This window comes from Ruegeria sp. BI12, assembly GCF_056537985.1.
Genome location: NZ_JBQFSL010000001.1, coordinates 1,747,385 through 1,764,245, shown reverse-complemented (window position 1 = coordinate 1,764,245; position 16,861 = coordinate 1,747,385). Strand labels below are relative to the sequence as shown.

Annotated in this window: 17 protein-coding genes and 1 tRNA gene; 12 read left to right on the top strand and 6 right to left on the bottom strand. The window is 55.8% G+C overall.

Annotation, left to right across the window (positions count from 1 at the left end; genetic code table 11):
• Nucleotides 1-38: 38 nt before the first annotated feature.
• A complete protein-coding gene (locus ACR0AK_RS09000) occupies nt 39-698 on the bottom strand; it encodes a DsbA family oxidoreductase (RefSeq protein ID WP_480793062.1) in 660 nt (219 codons plus the stop codon).
• A 144-nt stretch (nt 699-842) separates the two neighbouring features.
• On the opposite strand from ACR0AK_RS09000, the gene ACR0AK_RS08995 reads away from it, so the two are divergent.
• The 6 genes from ACR0AK_RS08995 (at nt 843) to ACR0AK_RS08970 (ending at nt 7,128) form a co-directional block, all read left to right on the top strand.
• Nucleotides 843-929 (top strand) — tRNA-Leu (locus ACR0AK_RS08995).
• 148 nt (nt 930-1,077) lie between these two features.
• Nucleotides 1,078-2,061, top strand: coding sequence for a glycosyltransferase family 2 protein (locus ACR0AK_RS08990; RefSeq protein ID WP_480793061.1), 984 nt, complete (start codon nt 1,078-1,080; stop codon nt 2,059-2,061).
• Between the two features lie 5 nt (nt 2,062-2,066).
• Nucleotides 2,067-3,011, top strand: coding sequence for a hypothetical protein (locus ACR0AK_RS08985; protein WP_480793060.1), 945 nt, complete (start codon nt 2,067-2,069; stop codon nt 3,009-3,011).
• Nucleotides 3,008-5,005, top strand: a complete 1,998-nt coding sequence (locus ACR0AK_RS08980) for a tetratricopeptide repeat protein (protein ID WP_480793059.1) — start codon at nt 3,008-3,010, stop codon at nt 5,003-5,005. Before ACR0AK_RS08985 ends, ACR0AK_RS08980 begins: the two co-directional genes overlap by 4 nt.
• Before the next feature lie 109 nt (nt 5,006-5,114).
• Nucleotides 5,115-6,113, top strand: a complete 999-nt coding sequence (locus tag ACR0AK_RS08975; RefSeq protein WP_480793058.1) for a glycosyltransferase family 2 protein — start codon at nt 5,115-5,117, stop codon at nt 6,111-6,113.
• 31 nt (nt 6,114-6,144) lie between these two features.
• Nucleotides 6,145-7,128, top strand: a complete 984-nt coding sequence (locus tag ACR0AK_RS08970; protein ID WP_480793057.1) for a hypothetical protein — start codon at nt 6,145-6,147, stop codon at nt 7,126-7,128.
• A 3-nt stretch (nt 7,129-7,131) separates the two neighbouring features.
• Here ACR0AK_RS08970 and ACR0AK_RS08965 read toward each other — a convergent pair whose 3' ends face one another.
• The gene (locus tag ACR0AK_RS08965) at nt 7,132-7,437 is read right to left on the bottom strand and encodes a DUF6476 family protein (RefSeq protein ID WP_170557898.1); all 306 of its coding nucleotides are present in this window, start codon (nt 7,435-7,437) and stop codon (nt 7,132-7,134) included.
• Here ACR0AK_RS08965 and ACR0AK_RS08960 point away from each other — a divergent pair.
• Together ACR0AK_RS08960 and rpoH are read left to right on the top strand one after the other, a co-directional pair.
• Complete coding sequence (locus tag ACR0AK_RS08960) at nt 7,436-8,470, top strand: RluA family pseudouridine synthase (RefSeq protein WP_480793056.1); 1,035 nt, start codon at nt 7,436-7,438, stop codon at nt 8,468-8,470. The genes ACR0AK_RS08965 and ACR0AK_RS08960 overlap by 2 nt on opposite strands.
• Before the next feature lie 146 nt (nt 8,471-8,616).
• On the top strand, nt 8,617-9,513 hold the full coding sequence (gene rpoH / locus ACR0AK_RS08955; protein ID WP_480793055.1) for an RNA polymerase sigma factor RpoH: 897 nt from the start codon (nt 8,617-8,619) through the stop codon (nt 9,511-9,513).
• Between the two features lie 40 nt (nt 9,514-9,553).
• Here rpoH and ACR0AK_RS08950 read toward each other — a convergent pair whose 3' ends face one another.
• A complete protein-coding gene (locus ACR0AK_RS08950) occupies nt 9,554-10,624 on the bottom strand; it encodes a fasciclin domain-containing protein (RefSeq protein WP_480793054.1) in 1,071 nt (356 codons plus the stop codon).
• Between the two features lie 223 nt (nt 10,625-10,847).
• Between ACR0AK_RS08950 and ACR0AK_RS08945 the strand changes: the two genes are divergently transcribed.
• From ACR0AK_RS08945 to ACR0AK_RS08935, 3 genes are read left to right on the top strand one after another with little or no spacing between them, the layout of a single operon-like run.
• The gene (locus tag ACR0AK_RS08945; RefSeq protein ID WP_480793053.1) at nt 10,848-11,822 is read left to right on the top strand and encodes a Gfo/Idh/MocA family protein; all 975 of its coding nucleotides are present in this window, start codon (nt 10,848-10,850) and stop codon (nt 11,820-11,822) included.
• Between the two features lie 58 nt (nt 11,823-11,880).
• Entirely contained in the window at nt 11,881-12,150 is a 270-nt protein-coding gene (locus ACR0AK_RS08940; protein WP_480793052.1) for a DksA/TraR family C4-type zinc finger protein, read from the top strand.
• A 13-nt stretch (nt 12,151-12,163) separates the two neighbouring features.
• Nucleotides 12,164-13,051, top strand: coding sequence for a DMT family transporter (locus tag ACR0AK_RS08935; protein ID WP_480793051.1), 888 nt, complete (start codon nt 12,164-12,166; stop codon nt 13,049-13,051).
• On the opposite strand, the gene ACR0AK_RS08930 is transcribed toward ACR0AK_RS08935, so the two are convergent.
• The 3 genes from ACR0AK_RS08930 to ACR0AK_RS08920 form a co-directional block, all read right to left on the bottom strand.
• Nucleotides 13,052-14,872, bottom strand: coding sequence for a M3 family oligoendopeptidase (locus ACR0AK_RS08930; RefSeq protein WP_480793050.1), 1,821 nt, complete (start codon nt 14,870-14,872; stop codon nt 13,052-13,054).
• A 74-nt stretch (nt 14,873-14,946) separates the two neighbouring features.
• Nucleotides 14,947-15,924, bottom strand: a complete 978-nt coding sequence (locus ACR0AK_RS08925) for an alpha/beta fold hydrolase (protein ID WP_480793049.1) — start codon at nt 15,922-15,924, stop codon at nt 14,947-14,949.
• A complete protein-coding gene (locus tag ACR0AK_RS08920; protein ID WP_170412257.1) occupies nt 15,924-16,214 on the bottom strand; it encodes an SCP2 sterol-binding domain-containing protein in 291 nt (96 codons plus the stop codon). Before ACR0AK_RS08920 ends, ACR0AK_RS08925 begins: the two co-directional genes overlap by 1 nt.
• A gap of 69 nt (nt 16,215-16,283) precedes the next feature.
• Here ACR0AK_RS08920 and ACR0AK_RS08915 point away from each other — a divergent pair, with 69 nt between their 5' ends.
• Nucleotides 16,284-16,853 (top strand): tetratricopeptide repeat protein, encoded by a 570-nt coding sequence (locus ACR0AK_RS08915; protein ID WP_480793048.1) that lies wholly within the window; start codon nt 16,284-16,286, stop codon nt 16,851-16,853.
• Nucleotides 16,854-16,861: the final 8 nt, after the last annotated feature.

Below are 16,861 nucleotides of genomic sequence, written 5' to 3'. Positions count from 1 at the left end.
GGGGCTCCTTACCGCCGGTGCAGGGCGAAGAAAAGAGGTCACGCAGCTTCGGTCAGGCACCGTTGCAATAGGTTCGAATAGGTTTCGACCCCCTGTGCACCGGTCACCAGATACTTGCCCGCAAACACCATCGACGGGACGCCCGAAATGCCGCGGCTGGTCCAGAACTGCTGTTTTTCGCGAACTGGCGCGACGTGATCGCCCGAATCCAGAGCCGCACGGGCGGCGTCCCGGTCCAACCCCGCTGCTTGGGCAGCATCAAGCAGAACCTCGGCCTGAGACACATCCTGCTGATTGGTAAAGTAAGCCGCGAAAAGAGCCATCTTCAACGGATGCTGGCGGCCTTGCGTTTCGGCCCAGTCCAGCAGTTGATGTGCCGCAAAAGTATTCACCATTCGACTGTTGTCATCGAAGTTGAACGTAAAGCCAAGCTCGGCGCCGGTCCGGGTCAGTCGGTTACGAGCCTGTTGGCTCTGCTCGGCCGTGGATCCGTATTTCTCCATGATATGTTCGCGCAGGTTTTGACCCTCAGAGGGCATATCAGGGTTCAACTCAAAGGGATGCCACCTGAGGTTGGCCAGCACGTTTTGTTCTTTCAAAGCTATGTCCAACTGTCGGAAGCCCACGATGCACCAAGGGCATACAACGTCTGAGACGATATCGATTTGGACAATCGGACGGGGATCTGGCGCGGTCATGGGCGGGCTCCGAGCAAAGGTACATAAAACTCTGTCTGTGATACAGATATGGGCGGCAAAGCGGAATTCAAACCGGCGCGTTTTTTGCCTCTTCACATCCTGTTCGCCACCGTCTATACGGCCCCCTACCAAGTCATTGGCAGTGCGGTCGTGGCGGAATTGGTAGACGCGCAGCGTTGAGGTCGCTGTGGGGTAACTCCCGTGGAAGTTCGAGTCTTCTCGACCGCACCATTATTCAACCAAAACTATCGATCAGTCAGCGCATTTGCCGTGTAGAGTTGCACCAGTCGGCGTTGGAATGGCCGCATCACTATTTCCTGTCTCGCACGCGCGGATCGGGATGTGTATGAGTGGGGCAAGAATATTTGGGAAGAGTAGTATGTCTCAGTCGATCACCGTATTCACGACGATGAAGAACGAAGGCCCGTATATGTTGGAATGGGTCGCGTTTCACAAATCGATTGGGATCGACCACTTTGTGATTTTCACGAACGACTGTGACGACGGAACGGACAAGATTGCTGCCAGATTGCAAGAACTTGGCCTGGCCACTCATGTCAGCAACGAAGTGAAAGAGGGGGGCAACCCACAGCACCAGATGCTGCGCCGCGCGCGCCGCCAGCCTAAGGTCAAAGAGGCCGATTGGCTGTTGTGTCTGGATGTAGATGAATTTTGGAATATCCGTTGTGGCGACAACGGATTCCATGACCTGATTTCAGAGGTTGAGCAAAGGGCAGGGCAACCGGTTGATGCGATATCCCTTGCGTGGAAACTGTTTGGAAGTTCCGGAAACATCAGTTTCGAAGACAGACCGGTGACCGAGGTGTTCTCGATGAGCGATCAGGAGTTTCCCTATCACTCAGGCCGCGCCTTTGGCCTGAAAACGTTGTTCCGTAATAATGGCAAGTTCACCCGGTTTGGTCCGCATCGCCCGAAGGGATTTGAAGAGGAACAAGCACCCAATATCGCCTGGTCAGATGCCGGTGGCAAACTGTTCCCGGCCGACAAGGTTGGTTGGCGGGCGTGGCGCGGATTCGACCACTCCTTGGGGCGCATTCATCATTATTCGGTCCGGTCCATGGATGGATTCTTGGTCAAGCGTGACCGGGGCCGCACAAACCACATCAAGGTGGATCAGGGGCAAGCTTATTGGAAGGACATGAACGTAAATAAAGAGTCTGACCAAACCATTCTGCCCGCCGCACACCGGGCCGCGCCCTTGTTGGCCGAGTTGAAAGCGGATGAAGAGCTTGAAGAATTGCACGTACAGGCCTGCGACTGGCATCGGGCCAAAGTGTCTGAAATCAAGATGCGACCGGAATGGGTGGATTTTCGCGTCTGGCTTGCCGATAACCTTATCTGATCAACATGGCTGAAGACCTTTCCAAAGAGCAGCTGAAACCGGAACACCCTGATCGCAAGACGGGGTATGAGCGTATTTTGACAGACCCCGCGCCGCCGTGGTTTGTCGAGTTGTATCCGGGTGGCGATGGCACCGGTTTCTTTCAAAAGCTGGAACGCCACTCGATCCTGTTCCATCAGCGCTATGCCACGCGGCTGGTGGTCAGCTTTGACAATATCGCCAATGCCAATGACCTTTCTTTCGCGCGCGAGCCGTGGGGCTGGAAGTTCTTTCGCGACGAGGGCTGGTCCCATATGGGCGTCTTTGCCCGCACCAAAGCGTGGTATCGCGACCCCGAGATTATTTCATATTTCGAAGGCAAGGTCGCCGAGGGTTTCTTTGATCGGTTCGATCAGGTGGTTTTTGCGGGCGCGTCGATGGGCGGCTTTGGCGCTTTGACATTTTCATCGCTTGTGCCCGGAGCCAATGTGATCGCTTTCAACCCTCAGACCACGTTGGATGAACGGCTGGTCCCCTGGGAGACCAGGTACCGCTTCGGCCGCGTTCAGGATTGGGATCTGCCGATGAGCGACGCGGCCCAGACAGTTCATGCCGCTGGCAAAGCGTATGTCTTTTATGATCCGTTCTTCGATCTGGACCGGCGGCAGGTTCAGCGTTTGCAGGGCGACAACGTGATGTTGCTCAAGACCTGGTTTTCAAACCATTTCGCGGCGCCCATGCTGCGCAAGCTGGATATCCTTAAGCCCGTGATGCTGGGGGCGATGGACGGCTCACTGGATACGGTTGGGTATTACAAGATGATGCGCGCCCGACGTCGCCTGCCTATGTATATTCGGGGGATTGAGGCCATTGGGAGCGAGCGACATCCCGACTTGGTGCGACGTGCCCGACAAAGGTTCCGCCGACTGCGCCGACAGGCAATGGCCGAGAAAGAAAGGGACGCCTCGTGAGCAGTGCCAAAGGCGTGTTTGTCGGTCAGCGTAAAGATCGTATGGGCGCGCGGTTGCTGATGATGCTGACCTGTATCCGGCTCGCCGAAGATTTTGATACGACCTACCGGGTTAACTGGTTCCCGCAAGGAGCAGACGCGCCTGAGCTTGACCAGCCGCAAGAATTGTTCGCGCAGGACTGGATGGATGACCATTTCCTTAGTCCTAAAGAGTTCGACGCTCTTTCAACGAATTCCTTGCCGATCTGGTCCTTCCAAAATGACTCATCGCCTGACCGCCTGATCGAACATCTGAATGCGGGACGATCTGTGATTGTCGAGGAAGGCTTCGAAGTTTTGGCTTTCCCTTGGGAAGATATCGAGGCCATCCGGCCCCGGTATCGCGACTTTATTCATCGGGTCGGGTTCACCGAAGAAATACGCGAAATCATGGATTGTGCGGATGCCAAGCTGTCAGGGCAGGGTGTATCGGCCTATCACATCCGCCGCGGCGATATCCTGAACGGGTTGCCGTGGAAGCACACGACATGGCCTGCAAAGATTGAACCCGAAGAATTGTACGAAGCGCATCTGGAGAAGAACGCCGACAAAACGTCCATCATGTTCTCGGACCAGCCCGAGTTGATCACACGGTTTAAGAGACGGTTCCCGAAACTGCTGCAGATGGGTGACATTGCCGATGTCTCGGGGATGACGCGTGCAAAGCGGGATTTTCTTGAACTTTATGCAATGTCGCGGGCAGAGCAGGTGGTTGCTCCCGTTATCTCTGCTTTTTCCATGGCAGCCGCGCGGATTTCAGGGCAGCAGCGTAAAGTCTTTCGGGATGTGTTGACAGATGATGAGATCTCTTACGCGAATGAAGCCTCTATAGCGCGGCTGAAAAAGGGGGGCAGTGGCTTTTTAAATGCCTCCGAAGCGGCACATATTTATTCCAAAGCGTTGTTTCATATGAACCGCCTGGATTCGGATGACAGAATAGACGAGGCATTGAACATTGCCGCCGAACTGTTGGACAACGGCGCAGACAACGCTTTTCTTCCTCTTCTTCAGGCACTTAACTTGTTTTATGCAGGTAAGTGGGATGATGCTTCGGATATGGTCGACTCGGCATTGCAAAATCCCAATATCTGGCCGGAAGACTATGCTGTTTGCAGCGCTCTGAAAGCTGCAGCTCTTGGCGAGAAACGAAAGCGCTGGCAGGCGGCGCAGGCATTCAGCCGAGCGTTCTGGGCCAAACCAATAAGACCGGATGTTTTGGTTTTTGGGTCCCGCGCCGTGTATCGGGATCAGATTGCATTGCGACTGTTTCCTCCGACTGACTGGTCATTGCAAAAAGTGATCCGCAGACCTTGGTTCAATTTCAACTCTCATGTCGCGCAGCGCAAGGTATTGGTACGGTTGCCCTGCAATTTCGATTTTCTTCTGTTGGATTGGTCGGAGCTGTCGCTTGACCAAAAAGCTCGCAGACTGTTTGACAACCAACCGCGCCTGAAGCAGCTGCATGACGGCCTTACTCGGATGACAGACATGCCGGATACCGATCCGCGCGTTAGGAGTTTCAGCGCCAAGCTGGAGGCGCATTTGGGCGAGATTTCGAACGCAGCGGCCATTGATATAACACGCAAGGTGTTGTCAGAGGTGCCCGACAACCCGCTTTACCATAAACGGTTGTCCGACTTGTACCAGGCTGAAGGTGACACGACAGCTGCTCGGATTACAATGGCCGACGCACTTGCTTGCGATCCTGGAAACGCCTTTCTGGTCTTTGCTACGGGGCAGATGCTGGAAAAGAGTGGTGCCGTTGAGCAGGGGCAAAGCCAAATCATTCAGGCGGCAGAGATTGACGACGATACTGCCGCCATTCAGGGCGAGGCAGGCCGTTTACTTTTGCAACGCGGGGAAAAGGAAGCCGCTCGTGGGTTTCTTCAAAAAGCTCATGATTTATGTCCCAAGTTCAAGCGGTTTTCAAACCAACTTAAACGGGCAGGCGGCTGAATCACGCGGATTTCCCCTTGGTAGTTCCACGAAATCAACGTAATTTGCGGGCAAACTCCCAATGATCCCGACGCGTTCCGGGCAAAAACAACGAACAGGGCAGTCAGTCATGGCCGATCAGGATCCTCGATACATCAGTATCACTCCGATGAAGAATGAAGGCCCGTTTGTGCTGGAATGGGTGGCCCATAACCGTGCGATTGGTATCGACCAGATGGTGGTGATGACCAACGACTGCAGCGACGGCACAGATGCCTTGTTGCAACGGCTGCATGACATGGGTGTCCTGATCCATGTCGACAACAACTCACGCCGTAAAACCAGCCCGCAGAAACGCGCCTACAGAACTTTTCTGAAGATGGAGGTTGCGCGCCCGCAGGATTGGGTCGTGGTGATAGACGCCGACGAACACATCAACGTCAAGACCGGTGATCATACGCTGCGGGCTTTGACCGATGCCATTCCTGACGCCAAGACGATCTCAATGACTTGGCGGTTGTTCGGCAATGCAGGCGTTGTACGGTATGAAGACCGGTTCTTGTCGGATCAGTTCCGACAGGCTGCCCGTGAAAAGACTTACCGGCCGCCGCAGGCATGGGGCTTCAAGACCATGTTTCAGCGGGAGATTTGGGATGGATTGGGCGTTCATCGTCCCAAAAAACCGACCGTCGAGACCATTGAAGAATGTCATTGGTACAACGGATCAGGCCAACTGATGCCTGAACGATACTACGAAAAAAGCTGGCGATCGGCCCGTGACTCGGTCGGGTATGAGTTCGTGCAGGTCAATCATTACGCGCTGAAGTCCTGCGAAAGCTATCTGGTCAAAAAGATGCGCGGTCGGGCTCACCATTTGGGGGAAAGCTTGGGTTTGGAATACTGGAATATGATGAACCAGAACGCCGAGACGAATACCTCGATCGACGTGGTTTTGGATCGTAAACGTGGATTTTACTATGAAATGCTCTCTGACCCCGAGGTCGCGCGCCTTCATCATGCGTCTTGCGATCTTCACCGCCAACAGATCGCGCAATTGCGTGAAGTGCCCGAGATGCAGGACCTAATGCAGCAGATGACCGCTGAATTTACGGCCAATCAGCAGGCGTAATACGAAACAGTTCGGGGACAGGAGCTGAGAAATGCTTTGGCTGCATATGGGGATGCCCAAAACGGGCACAACTGCCTTGCAGGGGTTTTTGCGCCGAAACCATGCAGTGATGGACGAAATCGGCCTGCACTATATGGAAACAGGCCGGCGCAGGCTGGAAGGTAGTAGTCGGCTCGCTATAAGTCACAACATTGTCGCCTTTCACATCAACCAAAGCGCTGATCCGATGGATCCGTTTCGGTCCGCGATGACCACCGAATATGACACCCATGCGGATAAGACCTGTGTTGTCTCGTCTGAGATGTTCTATGGCTGCAATCTGAACCGGTTGGCCGAGGTTTTCGCCGATATTCCTTCACGTGATCTGACAATCACCTACTACTGCCGCCGTTATTCGGATTTCTTCGAGGCGGATTACAAGCAGCGGGCCAAAGCGGGGCGGCTGACCCATGGTGGGTCCGAATATATCCGTCAGCAACTTGATCTTATTCGCAACCACCCAGAGCGGTTGAGTTTTTCAGCCAAGCTGGCTGAAATTCATACAGCTTTTCCCGGTGTCACTATTGCTCCACTTTTGTACGAACGCTCTGGCATGGTGCGGGGCAACGTTGTCGATGATTTCCTGTCGCGGATCGGTACGCCATTGGCCGAGGAACTTGCCGGCGGGGGCGTGTCCAACCCTTCGCATTCCCGCGCGGCCAGCGAAGCTTTTGGCATCGTATCTCGCGCTCTAGGACGCAAGAAAAGCCGCCAGTTGCGTCGAACTTTTGTCGATGATCCCGTCATGGTGCGTCGAAATGATGTGCTGGAACCCGATGAGCGCGCTTGGCTGGACGAATTCCTGGCCCAGCAGGATACAGCCTTTCAGCACGAATTTTTTCCGGAACGGCCTGAATTGTTCGCCCCGAAAAAGCTAAGCGATGAGGACAAAATGTTCCGTCGGGACACGGCTGAAGAATATGAGGCTTTGCGAAAAGCCTCTGAGATTGTGTTTCGGTTGGCTTTGGACAACTGATCGTTATTCCTGAACGGCGATTTCCTGACGCTGTTTTCCTGTCGTCTTGTCAAAAATCAGGATTCGGTTGTCATCGGTCACGACCGCGTACCAGTTGCTGCCGATCGTTACAGCCTGTGCTTTAGCCCCGTTCGGAAGTTCGATTTGATCGGGCAGGGTGGGGGTTCTGTCCGATAGCCGGATGACAATCAGTGCGAATGTCAATAGAACCCCGCCAATCATCACCGCGGTCAGCAGCATGACCATACGCCGCAGCAATCGAAGCTGCGGTGTTTCCTGCGGTTCTTGGGGTTCGGAAGGGACAGTCATGGGCACCCGCCAGATTGAATTTCAAATCGCGGCCGATCCGCCGCCCCGCCTTGATAAGGCGCTTTCGCGGGATGTACCAGCGGATGAAAACCTGTCGCGTACGCGCCTGACACGGCTGATCGAGAATGGCGAGGTGACAATCGACGATGTCGAAATTCGGGACCCCAAGGCCAAAGTGACGGAAGGGGCGTCCGTGTCCATCACCGTCGCTGAGGCTGAGGAGAGCCATATAGGCCCCGAGGACATCCCTCTGGAAGTTGTCTATGAGGATGCGGATCTGATTGTCATCAACAAACCGGCGGGTATGGTCGTGCACCCCGCGCCGGGCTCGCCCAACGGAACGCTGGTCAATGCGCTGCTGCATCACTGTGGATCGGACCTATCCGGTGTGGGAGGCGTCAAACGCCCCGGCATCGTGCACCGCATTGATAAAGAAACCAGCGGTTTGCTGGTTGTCGCCAAATCTGACGCGGCCCATCACGGCTTGGCAGCGCAGTTCGAGGCGCACAGCGTCGAACGCTATTACCGCGCGATTTGTTATGGCGTACCAGACGCGAATGATCCGCGACTGCGCGGTATCAAGGGGGTCAGCTTTGAACCAGGCAATATCATGCGCCTGACGACGCAGTTGGCGCGACACAAAACCGACCGGCAGAAACAAGCAGTTCTTTTCCACGGTGGTCGGCATGCGGTCACTCGTGCGCGGTTGGTCGAGACATTTGGCAACCCGGCAGGCATCGCGCTGATTGAATGTTGGTTGGAAACCGGCCGGACGCACCAGATCCGTGTGCATATGGCACATGCCGGGCATGGTCTGGTTGGTGATCCGGTGTATGGCGGTAAACGCAAACTTGCGGCAAAGGCTTTTAGTGCGACAACTTCCGAGGCTGTCCGCAACTTTCCACGACAGGCACTACATGCTGCAGTTCTGGGCTTTGAGCACCCCGTGACGGGTGAAAACCTTCGGTTTGAGGCTGAATTGCCAAATGATATGGAAATTCTGATTGAACAATTGCGCGCGCCGCTGACATAATACGCAAACATACGTGAGTAACGCGTTCTTAGCTTTCCTTTATCAATCGTTAATTTCAAACTGTTAACGGTACCTCTTGAATGGATCGGGACTTGCTCCCATATCCCATGTTAACGATGTAAACATTTGTCGGAGGGACATGAATCATGGCAAATTACGCAAATCTCCCCGCGCCGACGCCCGAGGGCGGCCTGAACCGCTATATGCAGGAAATTCGCAAATTCCCGCTGCTTGAGCCGGAAGAAGAGTACATGCTCGCAAAGCGTTGGGTGGAAGAGCAAGATACTGAAGCTGCACATAAAATGGTCACGTCGCACCTGCGTCTGGCGGCCAAGATTGCTATGGGATATCGCGGCTATGGCCTGCCACAGGCCGAGGTGATTTCCGAGGCTAATGTGGGCCTGATGCAAGCCGTTAAGAAGTTCGACCCTGAAAAAGGTTTCCGGCTGGCGACCTATGCGATGTGGTGGATTCGTGCCTCGATTCAGGAGTATGTCCTGAGATCGTGGTCGATGGTCAAACTAGGTACCACATCTGCGCAGAAGAAGCTGTTCTTTAACCTGCGCAAGGCCAAAGCCCGTATTGGCGCGCTTGAAGAAGGCGACCTTCGTCCTGAGAACGTCAAAAAGATCGCCGAAGATCTAGGCGTGACCGAGGATGAAGTCATCAGCATGAACCGCCGTATGTCCGGTGGTGATGCCTCGCTGAACGCGACCGTCGGTTCCGAGGGCGAGGGCACCATGCAATGGCAGGACTGGCTTGAGGACGAAGATGCCGATCAGGCCGGTGATTACGAAGCCCGCGACGAGCTTGACGCCCGGCGCGAGCTTCTGGCCGCTGCGTTGGATGTCCTGAATGATCGGGAAAAGGACATCCTCACTCAGCGCCGTCTGATGGATCAGCCGGTCACATTGGAAGAGCTCAGTACCCAATACAACGTTAGCCGCGAGCGCATTCGGCAGATCGAGGTCCGTGCCTTTGAGAAGCTGCAGAAAAAGATGCGCGAACTTGCCCGTGAAAAGGGTATGCTTGGGGCCGTCTGATCCTTTTAATCAGCCCGCCATAACGGCGGGCTGATTTTCTTTACGCGAAGATGAAACTGTCTTCGGTTAGATGGCCAGGCCAAACGCCCGTCAGGACAATACTATCGCCGCTGTCCAGCTCGATCGTGGTTCTGAACAACCCGCCCGAGATGTCGTCTTCGATGTCTTCGAAACCGGTTATCCCGTCATAGCCAGACAGGTCGATCTTGTCTTTGCCGATCTTGAAATCGACGATCCAGTCGTCGCCATCACCGTTTTCGATGACAAAAGTGTCTTTGCCACGTCCGCCGAACATGATGTCATCATCGGCGCCGCCGTCGATCACATCGGCCCCTCTGCCGCCAAAGATCGTATCTTCGCCTTCATCACCGCGCAGGGTGTCTTTGCCGCGCCCGCCAAAGATCACGTCGTGCCCGGCGCCTCCAAGCGCGACATCATTGCCTCGGCCGGTATTGATGACATCATTTCCGCCGCCACCATGCACAAAGTCCTGGCCGCGCCCGGTGAAGTAGAACTCGTCCGAGTCGTCACCAAGGATGAAATCTGTGTTCTTTTGGCCCAGAATGTCCGAAACCGACACGGGCAGCAAAACACCGTCCAGGACGTGAATGATCCCGTTGGTCGCACCAATATCCGTAGCGATGATACCGGGATCGGCGATGCCGTCGTCCGCGTCGCCCAGGCTTGGGGGGTCGCTTCGCAGGTTCAGTTCAACGGATGAACCTTGCAGCGTTTCAATCGGTGCGCCATCTCCAAGGCTGGCCACAGCGGCCAGATCGAATTCGCCGTTAACGACGTGATACTTCAGAACCTCTGTCAGCAGGGGGATAGGATCCCCACCGCCCAGAAGGGTCAGCGCTTTGACGATATGCCCTAGTGCGCCGGCTTCGTCCGATCCGGTGTAGCCAAGTGTCTGAGCAAGCCCGATGAAAGCTGCGTCGGTTGGAGCGAATACGGTAAGGCTGGCCTCGGGATCATTCAGTGCCCCGTCCAAGCCGGCGGCAACCACGGCCTCGCGTAAAATATCAAAATCTCCGTTGTTGTCATCGAACGAGCCGAGGGCTCCGCTCATCAACACGGTGCCTGTTATTGTCTCTGTCGGTGTTGGCATGTCTGGTAATCTCCCACCCAGTTGGTCACAACATCAATCCCGGGTGCAAAAGCGGACAATGCCGACATCCCGGTGACATAGTTGCTACGGCGCAGACAATGAAAAGGATCAAGAAATTCTCAGCTTTGCTTTTATTGCAACCTAACAAACACCACGAACCCCCTGACTTTAAAGCGGTTCCCTGTTAAAGACGGCACAACCCAGCAAAAGATGAGAGGGCGGTATGCAGCAACCGGTTCAATGGGGCGTACTAGGCGCCGCGAAATTCGCAAGACAGTATATGGCACCGGCAATTCACGCTGCAGAAGGCGCGCGGCTGGCTGGCCTTGCCACGTCGGATATGGCCAAGGCTGAGCCGTTTCAGCAGTTTTGCCCGGATCTGACGACCTATGGCAGCTATGACGCCCTTTTAGCGGACCCAAAGATAGATGCGGTCTACATCCCGCTGCCCAACCACATGCATGTTGAATGGAGCCTCAAGGCACTGGACGCCGGAAAACACGTTCTGTGTGAAAAGCCGATTACCATGTCCACGCCCGAGTTTGATACGCTGATCGAAAAGAGGGATCAGACTGGTTTGTTGGCGGCCGAGGCGTACATGATTGTGCACCACCCGCAGTGGCAGTTTGTGCGCAAGCTGATAGCGGATGGGGCCATTGGGAAGCTCGTGCATGTGACAGGCGCGTTCAGTTTTGACAACCGCGCAGATACCGGAAACATCCGTAACCGGGCCGAAACCGGCGGCGGCGGGCTGCGTGATATCGGCGTTTATGTGATCGGCAGTGCCCGGTTCGCCACCGGGCAGGAACCGGTTTCGGTGCAATCGGCAATCCGCTGGGAAGACGGCATTGATGCCTTCACCGAAATACGCGCGCAATTCCCCGATTTCACCTATTCCAGCTATGTCTCGATCCGAATGCACCCTCATCAAGAAATGGTGTTTCATGGCGAGGGCGGTGTGATCCGCCTGACCGCGCCGTTCAACGCGCGAGTCTTTGGAGAGGCGCGGGTGGAACTGCACCGCCCAGGATTGGAGGTTCAGGTCACGCGCTTCCCCGGCGACGATCACTACAAGCTTCAGGTCGAGGCATTTTGCCGGTCGGTTCGTGATGGGGCTGACTATCCATGCCCGCTGGAATTCTCGAAGGGTACGCAGGCAATGATTGACAGGGTGTTCGAGGGCGCAGTCGCGCTCTGACTTGCCACGCGGCGCCTCGCTCGGGTAATCTGACTGTCACCTGATCAGGAGCGAGACGATGGCAGGCGGCTGGGCGCGCGATGGTGCGGTGAGTGAACAGATTGAGGCGTCCATTACGGACGAATTGGCCCGGATGCAGGCGCAAAAGCGGCCCGTCGGTGAAAGCCTGACGCACTGCGCCGAATGTGAAGAGCCTATTCCGGAAAAGCGGCGCGCCGCTATTCCCGGGGTGAAGTTGTGTCTGGATTGCCAGCAGGAACGGGACGGGGCCTTCAAAACCCGTTCCGGCATCAATCGCCGTGGTTCAAAAGACAGTCAGTTGAAGTAAGCGGGGCATAGGGATGCCCGACGCGATAGAGAAACAGCCACTCTTGCAAAACGGGTTGGTTCTTGGATTTCTGGCGGCGTTTCTGTGGGGCACGCACAGTGTCATTGTCCGGTATCTGACCAGCGATTTAGGCGGATTGCAGATCGCGGTCTCGCGCCTCTTCATTGCTGCACTGGCCATCTATTGCATGTTGCGCGTGATGCGCGTTCCGGTCTCAATCCAACTGAGCGACTGGAACTTTCGTCTCGCCGTTCTTTCGACCGTCGTAAACTACATTTTGTTTCATATCGGGTTAGAACATACCGGCGCAGCCAACGCTATGGTGCTTGAAAACACGGCGCCGTTCTTTGTGCTGGTGTTCCTGTACTTTTTTGCGGATACAGCTGTTACTCGCACAGATTTCCTTGCCACTGGCTTGGCGATTTTGGGCGTTTTTTTAACTGTTTATCAGGATTTTCAAGGGGGCGGGGAACCTCTGTTCGGGGACCTACTTGAAATCGGTGCGGGCCTAAGCTGGGCCGCATTCCTGATCTCAAGCAGCCGTGCCATGCGGACCTCGGAATCGACCGGCGAACGTTTGAACTTCCTCTTCGGAATATTCATTTGTTCGGGCGTGCTTTTGATGCCGCTTGCCGCGTTCGCATTGCAGGTCCCAACGGTCAACGACGTGGTCTTCCTGATCCTGCTTGGGGTGCTGCCTACTGCCCTTGCTTACTATCTGTGGTATGAGGCTGCGGCGCGGGTCTCGACCCTGACAGCGACGTTGATGTTTGCCGCATCCGTGGTGTTCACATTCATCAACTCGGCCCTTTTTCTGGGGGCCGCAATCACACCGATCGCGGCCCTTGGGGCAGTGTTTATCGTGGCCGCCGTCTTCCTGACGACCAAGAGCCAAAAGTGATTAATCTTCCATAGCTTCCAGCTCGTCGATAAAGCCGGAAATCATCGACAGCCCTTTGTCCCAGAATTTCGGGTCGCTGGCGTCCAGCCCGAATGGTTCAAGTAGTTCTTTGTGGTGCTTAGACCCACCGGCACGCAGCATTTCGAAATACTTGTCCTCGAAACCCTCCGATCCACTTGCGTAAACCGAATAAAGTGCGTTCACCAAGCCGTCGCCGAATGCGTACGCATAAACGTAGAAGGGTGAGTGGACGAAATGCGGGATATAGGCCCAGAAGGTCTCGTACCCATCCATGAATTCAAATGCGGGCCCAAGGCTTTCTGCCTGAACGCTCATCCACAGGGCGTTGATGTCGTCCGGGGTCAGTTCGCCTTCGCGACGGGCGGCGTGCAGTTTGCATTCGAAGTCGTAGAAGGCGATTTGTCGGACAACTGTGTTGATCATGTCCTCGACCTTACCGGCCAGCAGCACTTTGCGCTGTTCGGGGGTTTCGGCCTTGTCCAACATCTTGCGGAAGGTCAGCATTTCGCCGAACACCGATGCCGTCTCGGCAAGCGTAAGCGGGGTCGATGACAGCATCTCGCCCTGATCGGCAGCCAGGACCTGATGCACGCCGTGGCCCAGCTCATGCGCCAGGGTCATCACATCGCGCGGTTTGCCTAGGTAGTTGAGCATCACATAGGGGTGCACCTCGGTGACGGTCGGGTGCGCAAATGCGCCGGGCGCCTTGCCGGGCTTCACGGCCGCGTCGATCCAGCCTTTGCTGAAGAATGGCGCCGCTATTTCTCCCATGCGTGGGTCGAACGCATTGTAGGCGTCCATGACCGTGTTTTCGGCCTCGTCCCAGCCAACGATGCGGGTGTCTTCCATCGGCAGAGGAGCGTTACGATCCCAGACCTGCATGACATCCAGACCCAGCCATTTGCGTTTCAGCTCGTAGTAGCGATGGCTGAGCTTGGGGTAGGCGGCCACGACCGCCTCGCGCAGGGCTTCGACAACTTCGGGTTCCACGTCATTAGACAGGTGACGACCGGTCTGAGCGGTCGGCATGTTGCGCCAGCGGTCGACGATTTCCTTTTCCTTGGCCTGCGTGTTGTGGACGCGGGCAAAGGTTTTGATGTTGTCTTGAAACACATTGGCCAACTCGCGCGAGGCGGCTTCGCGTTTGGCGCGATCCTGTTCCGTCAGCAGGTTCAGGGTGCCTTCGATATTCAGCTCTTCGCCATCTACGGTGAAAGTCAGGCCAGCAATGGTCTCGTCGAACAACCGCTCCCACGCGTCGCCCACAACGCCGAGATCGTGGAGGAATTTCTCAAGCTCGTCAGACAGTTGATAGGGTTTCATCGCGCGGATGCGGCGGAAAACCGGCTCGTAACGCGCCAGATCGGCGTTTGCCTCGAAATGAGCCTTCAACACGTCATCGTCAATGCGATTGATTTCCAGCGTGAAGAATACCAGCGGAGTAGTGAAGATGGTTATCTTTTCCTGCATATCTGACAGGAATTTGGCGCGTTCGGCATCTGTGGTCAGCTGATAGTACCGCAAACCTGCAAACGACATGATGCGCCCGGCAATTGAATTGATTTTCTCATTGCGCAGGACGCAGTTCAGCAGACCCGCAGCATCCAGTTCGGCCAACTTGCCTTCGTAATCTTCGGCAAACGAAGCGCATTCCTTTTCCAGCCATCCCAGATCGCGGGTCAATTCGGGCGCGTCTTCTGAGGCGTAAAGATCGGTCAGGTCCCATTCCGGCAGATTGCCTAGATTGTCGGCACCTCCGACTGCATTTGCGTCACGGACGGGAAAGGGAAGGTCGCGCATGGATCACCTCGATAATAGCTTTCGCCAACATCTAGGCGCGCAGGGCGGGGATCACAAGCGGTGCTTGGTTGTGTTCACGAAGACAGAGCTGGTTCCTGCACCGCATCAGGCAACGCGGCCTTGAAATGAGCGGCCAGCTGGTCAAAGACCGGCCCGCGCACGTCGGGCGCTTCCATCAGAACTTCGTGTTCACCATCTGGGATTTCGACCAGGGTGCCACTGGGCCAATTCGCCATTCGGGCGCGAATGGCCTTGCGGTCGACAATCTGTTCATGGCTGCCCAGAAAGGTCAGGCAAGGCGTTTTCGGTGCTGTCTGTTCCATCAACCAGGCGCATTCATCCAGTGCCTCGCGCAGCCAGATTGTAGAAGGCGCACCAAGCGCCAGTTCGGGCTGTGCAGCCAGTTGATCCTTCATCATCTGGAACATGTCCGGATCGCGAGTCAGTACATTCCCCTCGAACGGTTGAGAGGCCACATAGCTTTCCAAGGACGTCGTCGGTGGTGTTTTTTCCCCCAACCCGATCCGCGGTCCCCAATAGGCTGTCAGACGGCTGAGCGGTTTCATGATCGGCGTAAAGAAAATGCCCCACATCGGTCCGGTAAAGGCGCAGGCGGCAAAGCAGTTCTTTTCCAAAGCCGCGCGCATACCGATTGCCCCGCCCATGGAATGTCCGATTACGAACCACGGTTTCGGTAGGTTCAGTTCGCTCGCCAGTTCCAGTGTTACCTGAACGTCTTGCTGATAATCCGTGAACTGCTCGACATGGCCTACGCGTGGATCATCCAGCAGCCGGTCAGCCAAGCCCTGGCCGCGCCAGTCAACGGCCAGAAAGGCAAATCCGCGCTCCATAAACTCGGCCGCGCAATCGCCATATTTTTCGATGTATTCAGTGCGGCCGGGGAACATCATCACCGTACCGCATGCGTCGCCTTCGGGCAGCCAGTGGCCGACCCGAATGCGCGTATTGTCCGCTGTGTTCAGCCAATGAGTCTGACCACCGGCGGGGACGCCGGCCATGTCTGCAAAGAAGGGGGCCGGCGACAGATCCATCAGGCCAGTGCCGATGCCAGTTGCATGGCAACGCCCATGTCGCCATCCACGGTCAGCTTACCCGACATGAATGCGCCGGTAGGGTTCAACTCACCGCTGAGGATCTGTTCGAACGTGTCTGCGTCCGCGCTCATGGTGACGTCCGTTTCTTCATCACTGACGCGCGCGCCGCTTGCGTCCAGAACGATCGAGCCCAGATCGGCGATGGCAAATTTTGCCGACGCGCTAAAATCGCCACCCGACAGTTTTTCGTTCAGCGCGGCTGCGGCTTTTTCCAAGGTGTCGCTCATGATTCTCCTCACTATGTTTGTGCGCCGGGAATGGACATCCACGGGCGCTGCGCTACACTGAACGTTGTTATGAGCATTGCAAGCACCAATCTCAAAGGTATCGTCGCGGCAACAGCGCTGCTAGTCACGTTTTCCCTCCCTTCTTTCGCCCAAACAGCGGATTCAAGGGATGAGGAACAGCTATTACTGCAATTGTCGCATGCAACCCCCGAACAGGCGATTAACATTGACCGCCAGCTCAAGGCATTGTGGGCACAGTCTGGCTCAGCCTCGGCGGATCTGTTGCTGGAACGGGGACGCGAAGCGCTGGAGGACGGGGACTCGCTGGCCGCTATCCAGCATCTGACGGCCCTTACCGATCATGCGCCGCAATTTGCCGAGGCTTGGCATGTGCGGGCTTCGGCCTTTTTTGGGATCGAACGTTTCGGTATGGCTGCGGCAGACTTGGAATACGCTTTGACGTTGAACCCCAACAATTACGAGGCCATCTACGGATTGGGCCTGATTTTTGAGATTGTCGATCGACCCGACAAGGCGCTGCAAGCCTATAAGCGTGCTTTGGCTATACATCCCCACCATGAAGAAGTAACCAATGCCGTGAATCGACTGAAGCCCCGGGTCGAGGGCTCGGCCCTCTAACAAGCCGG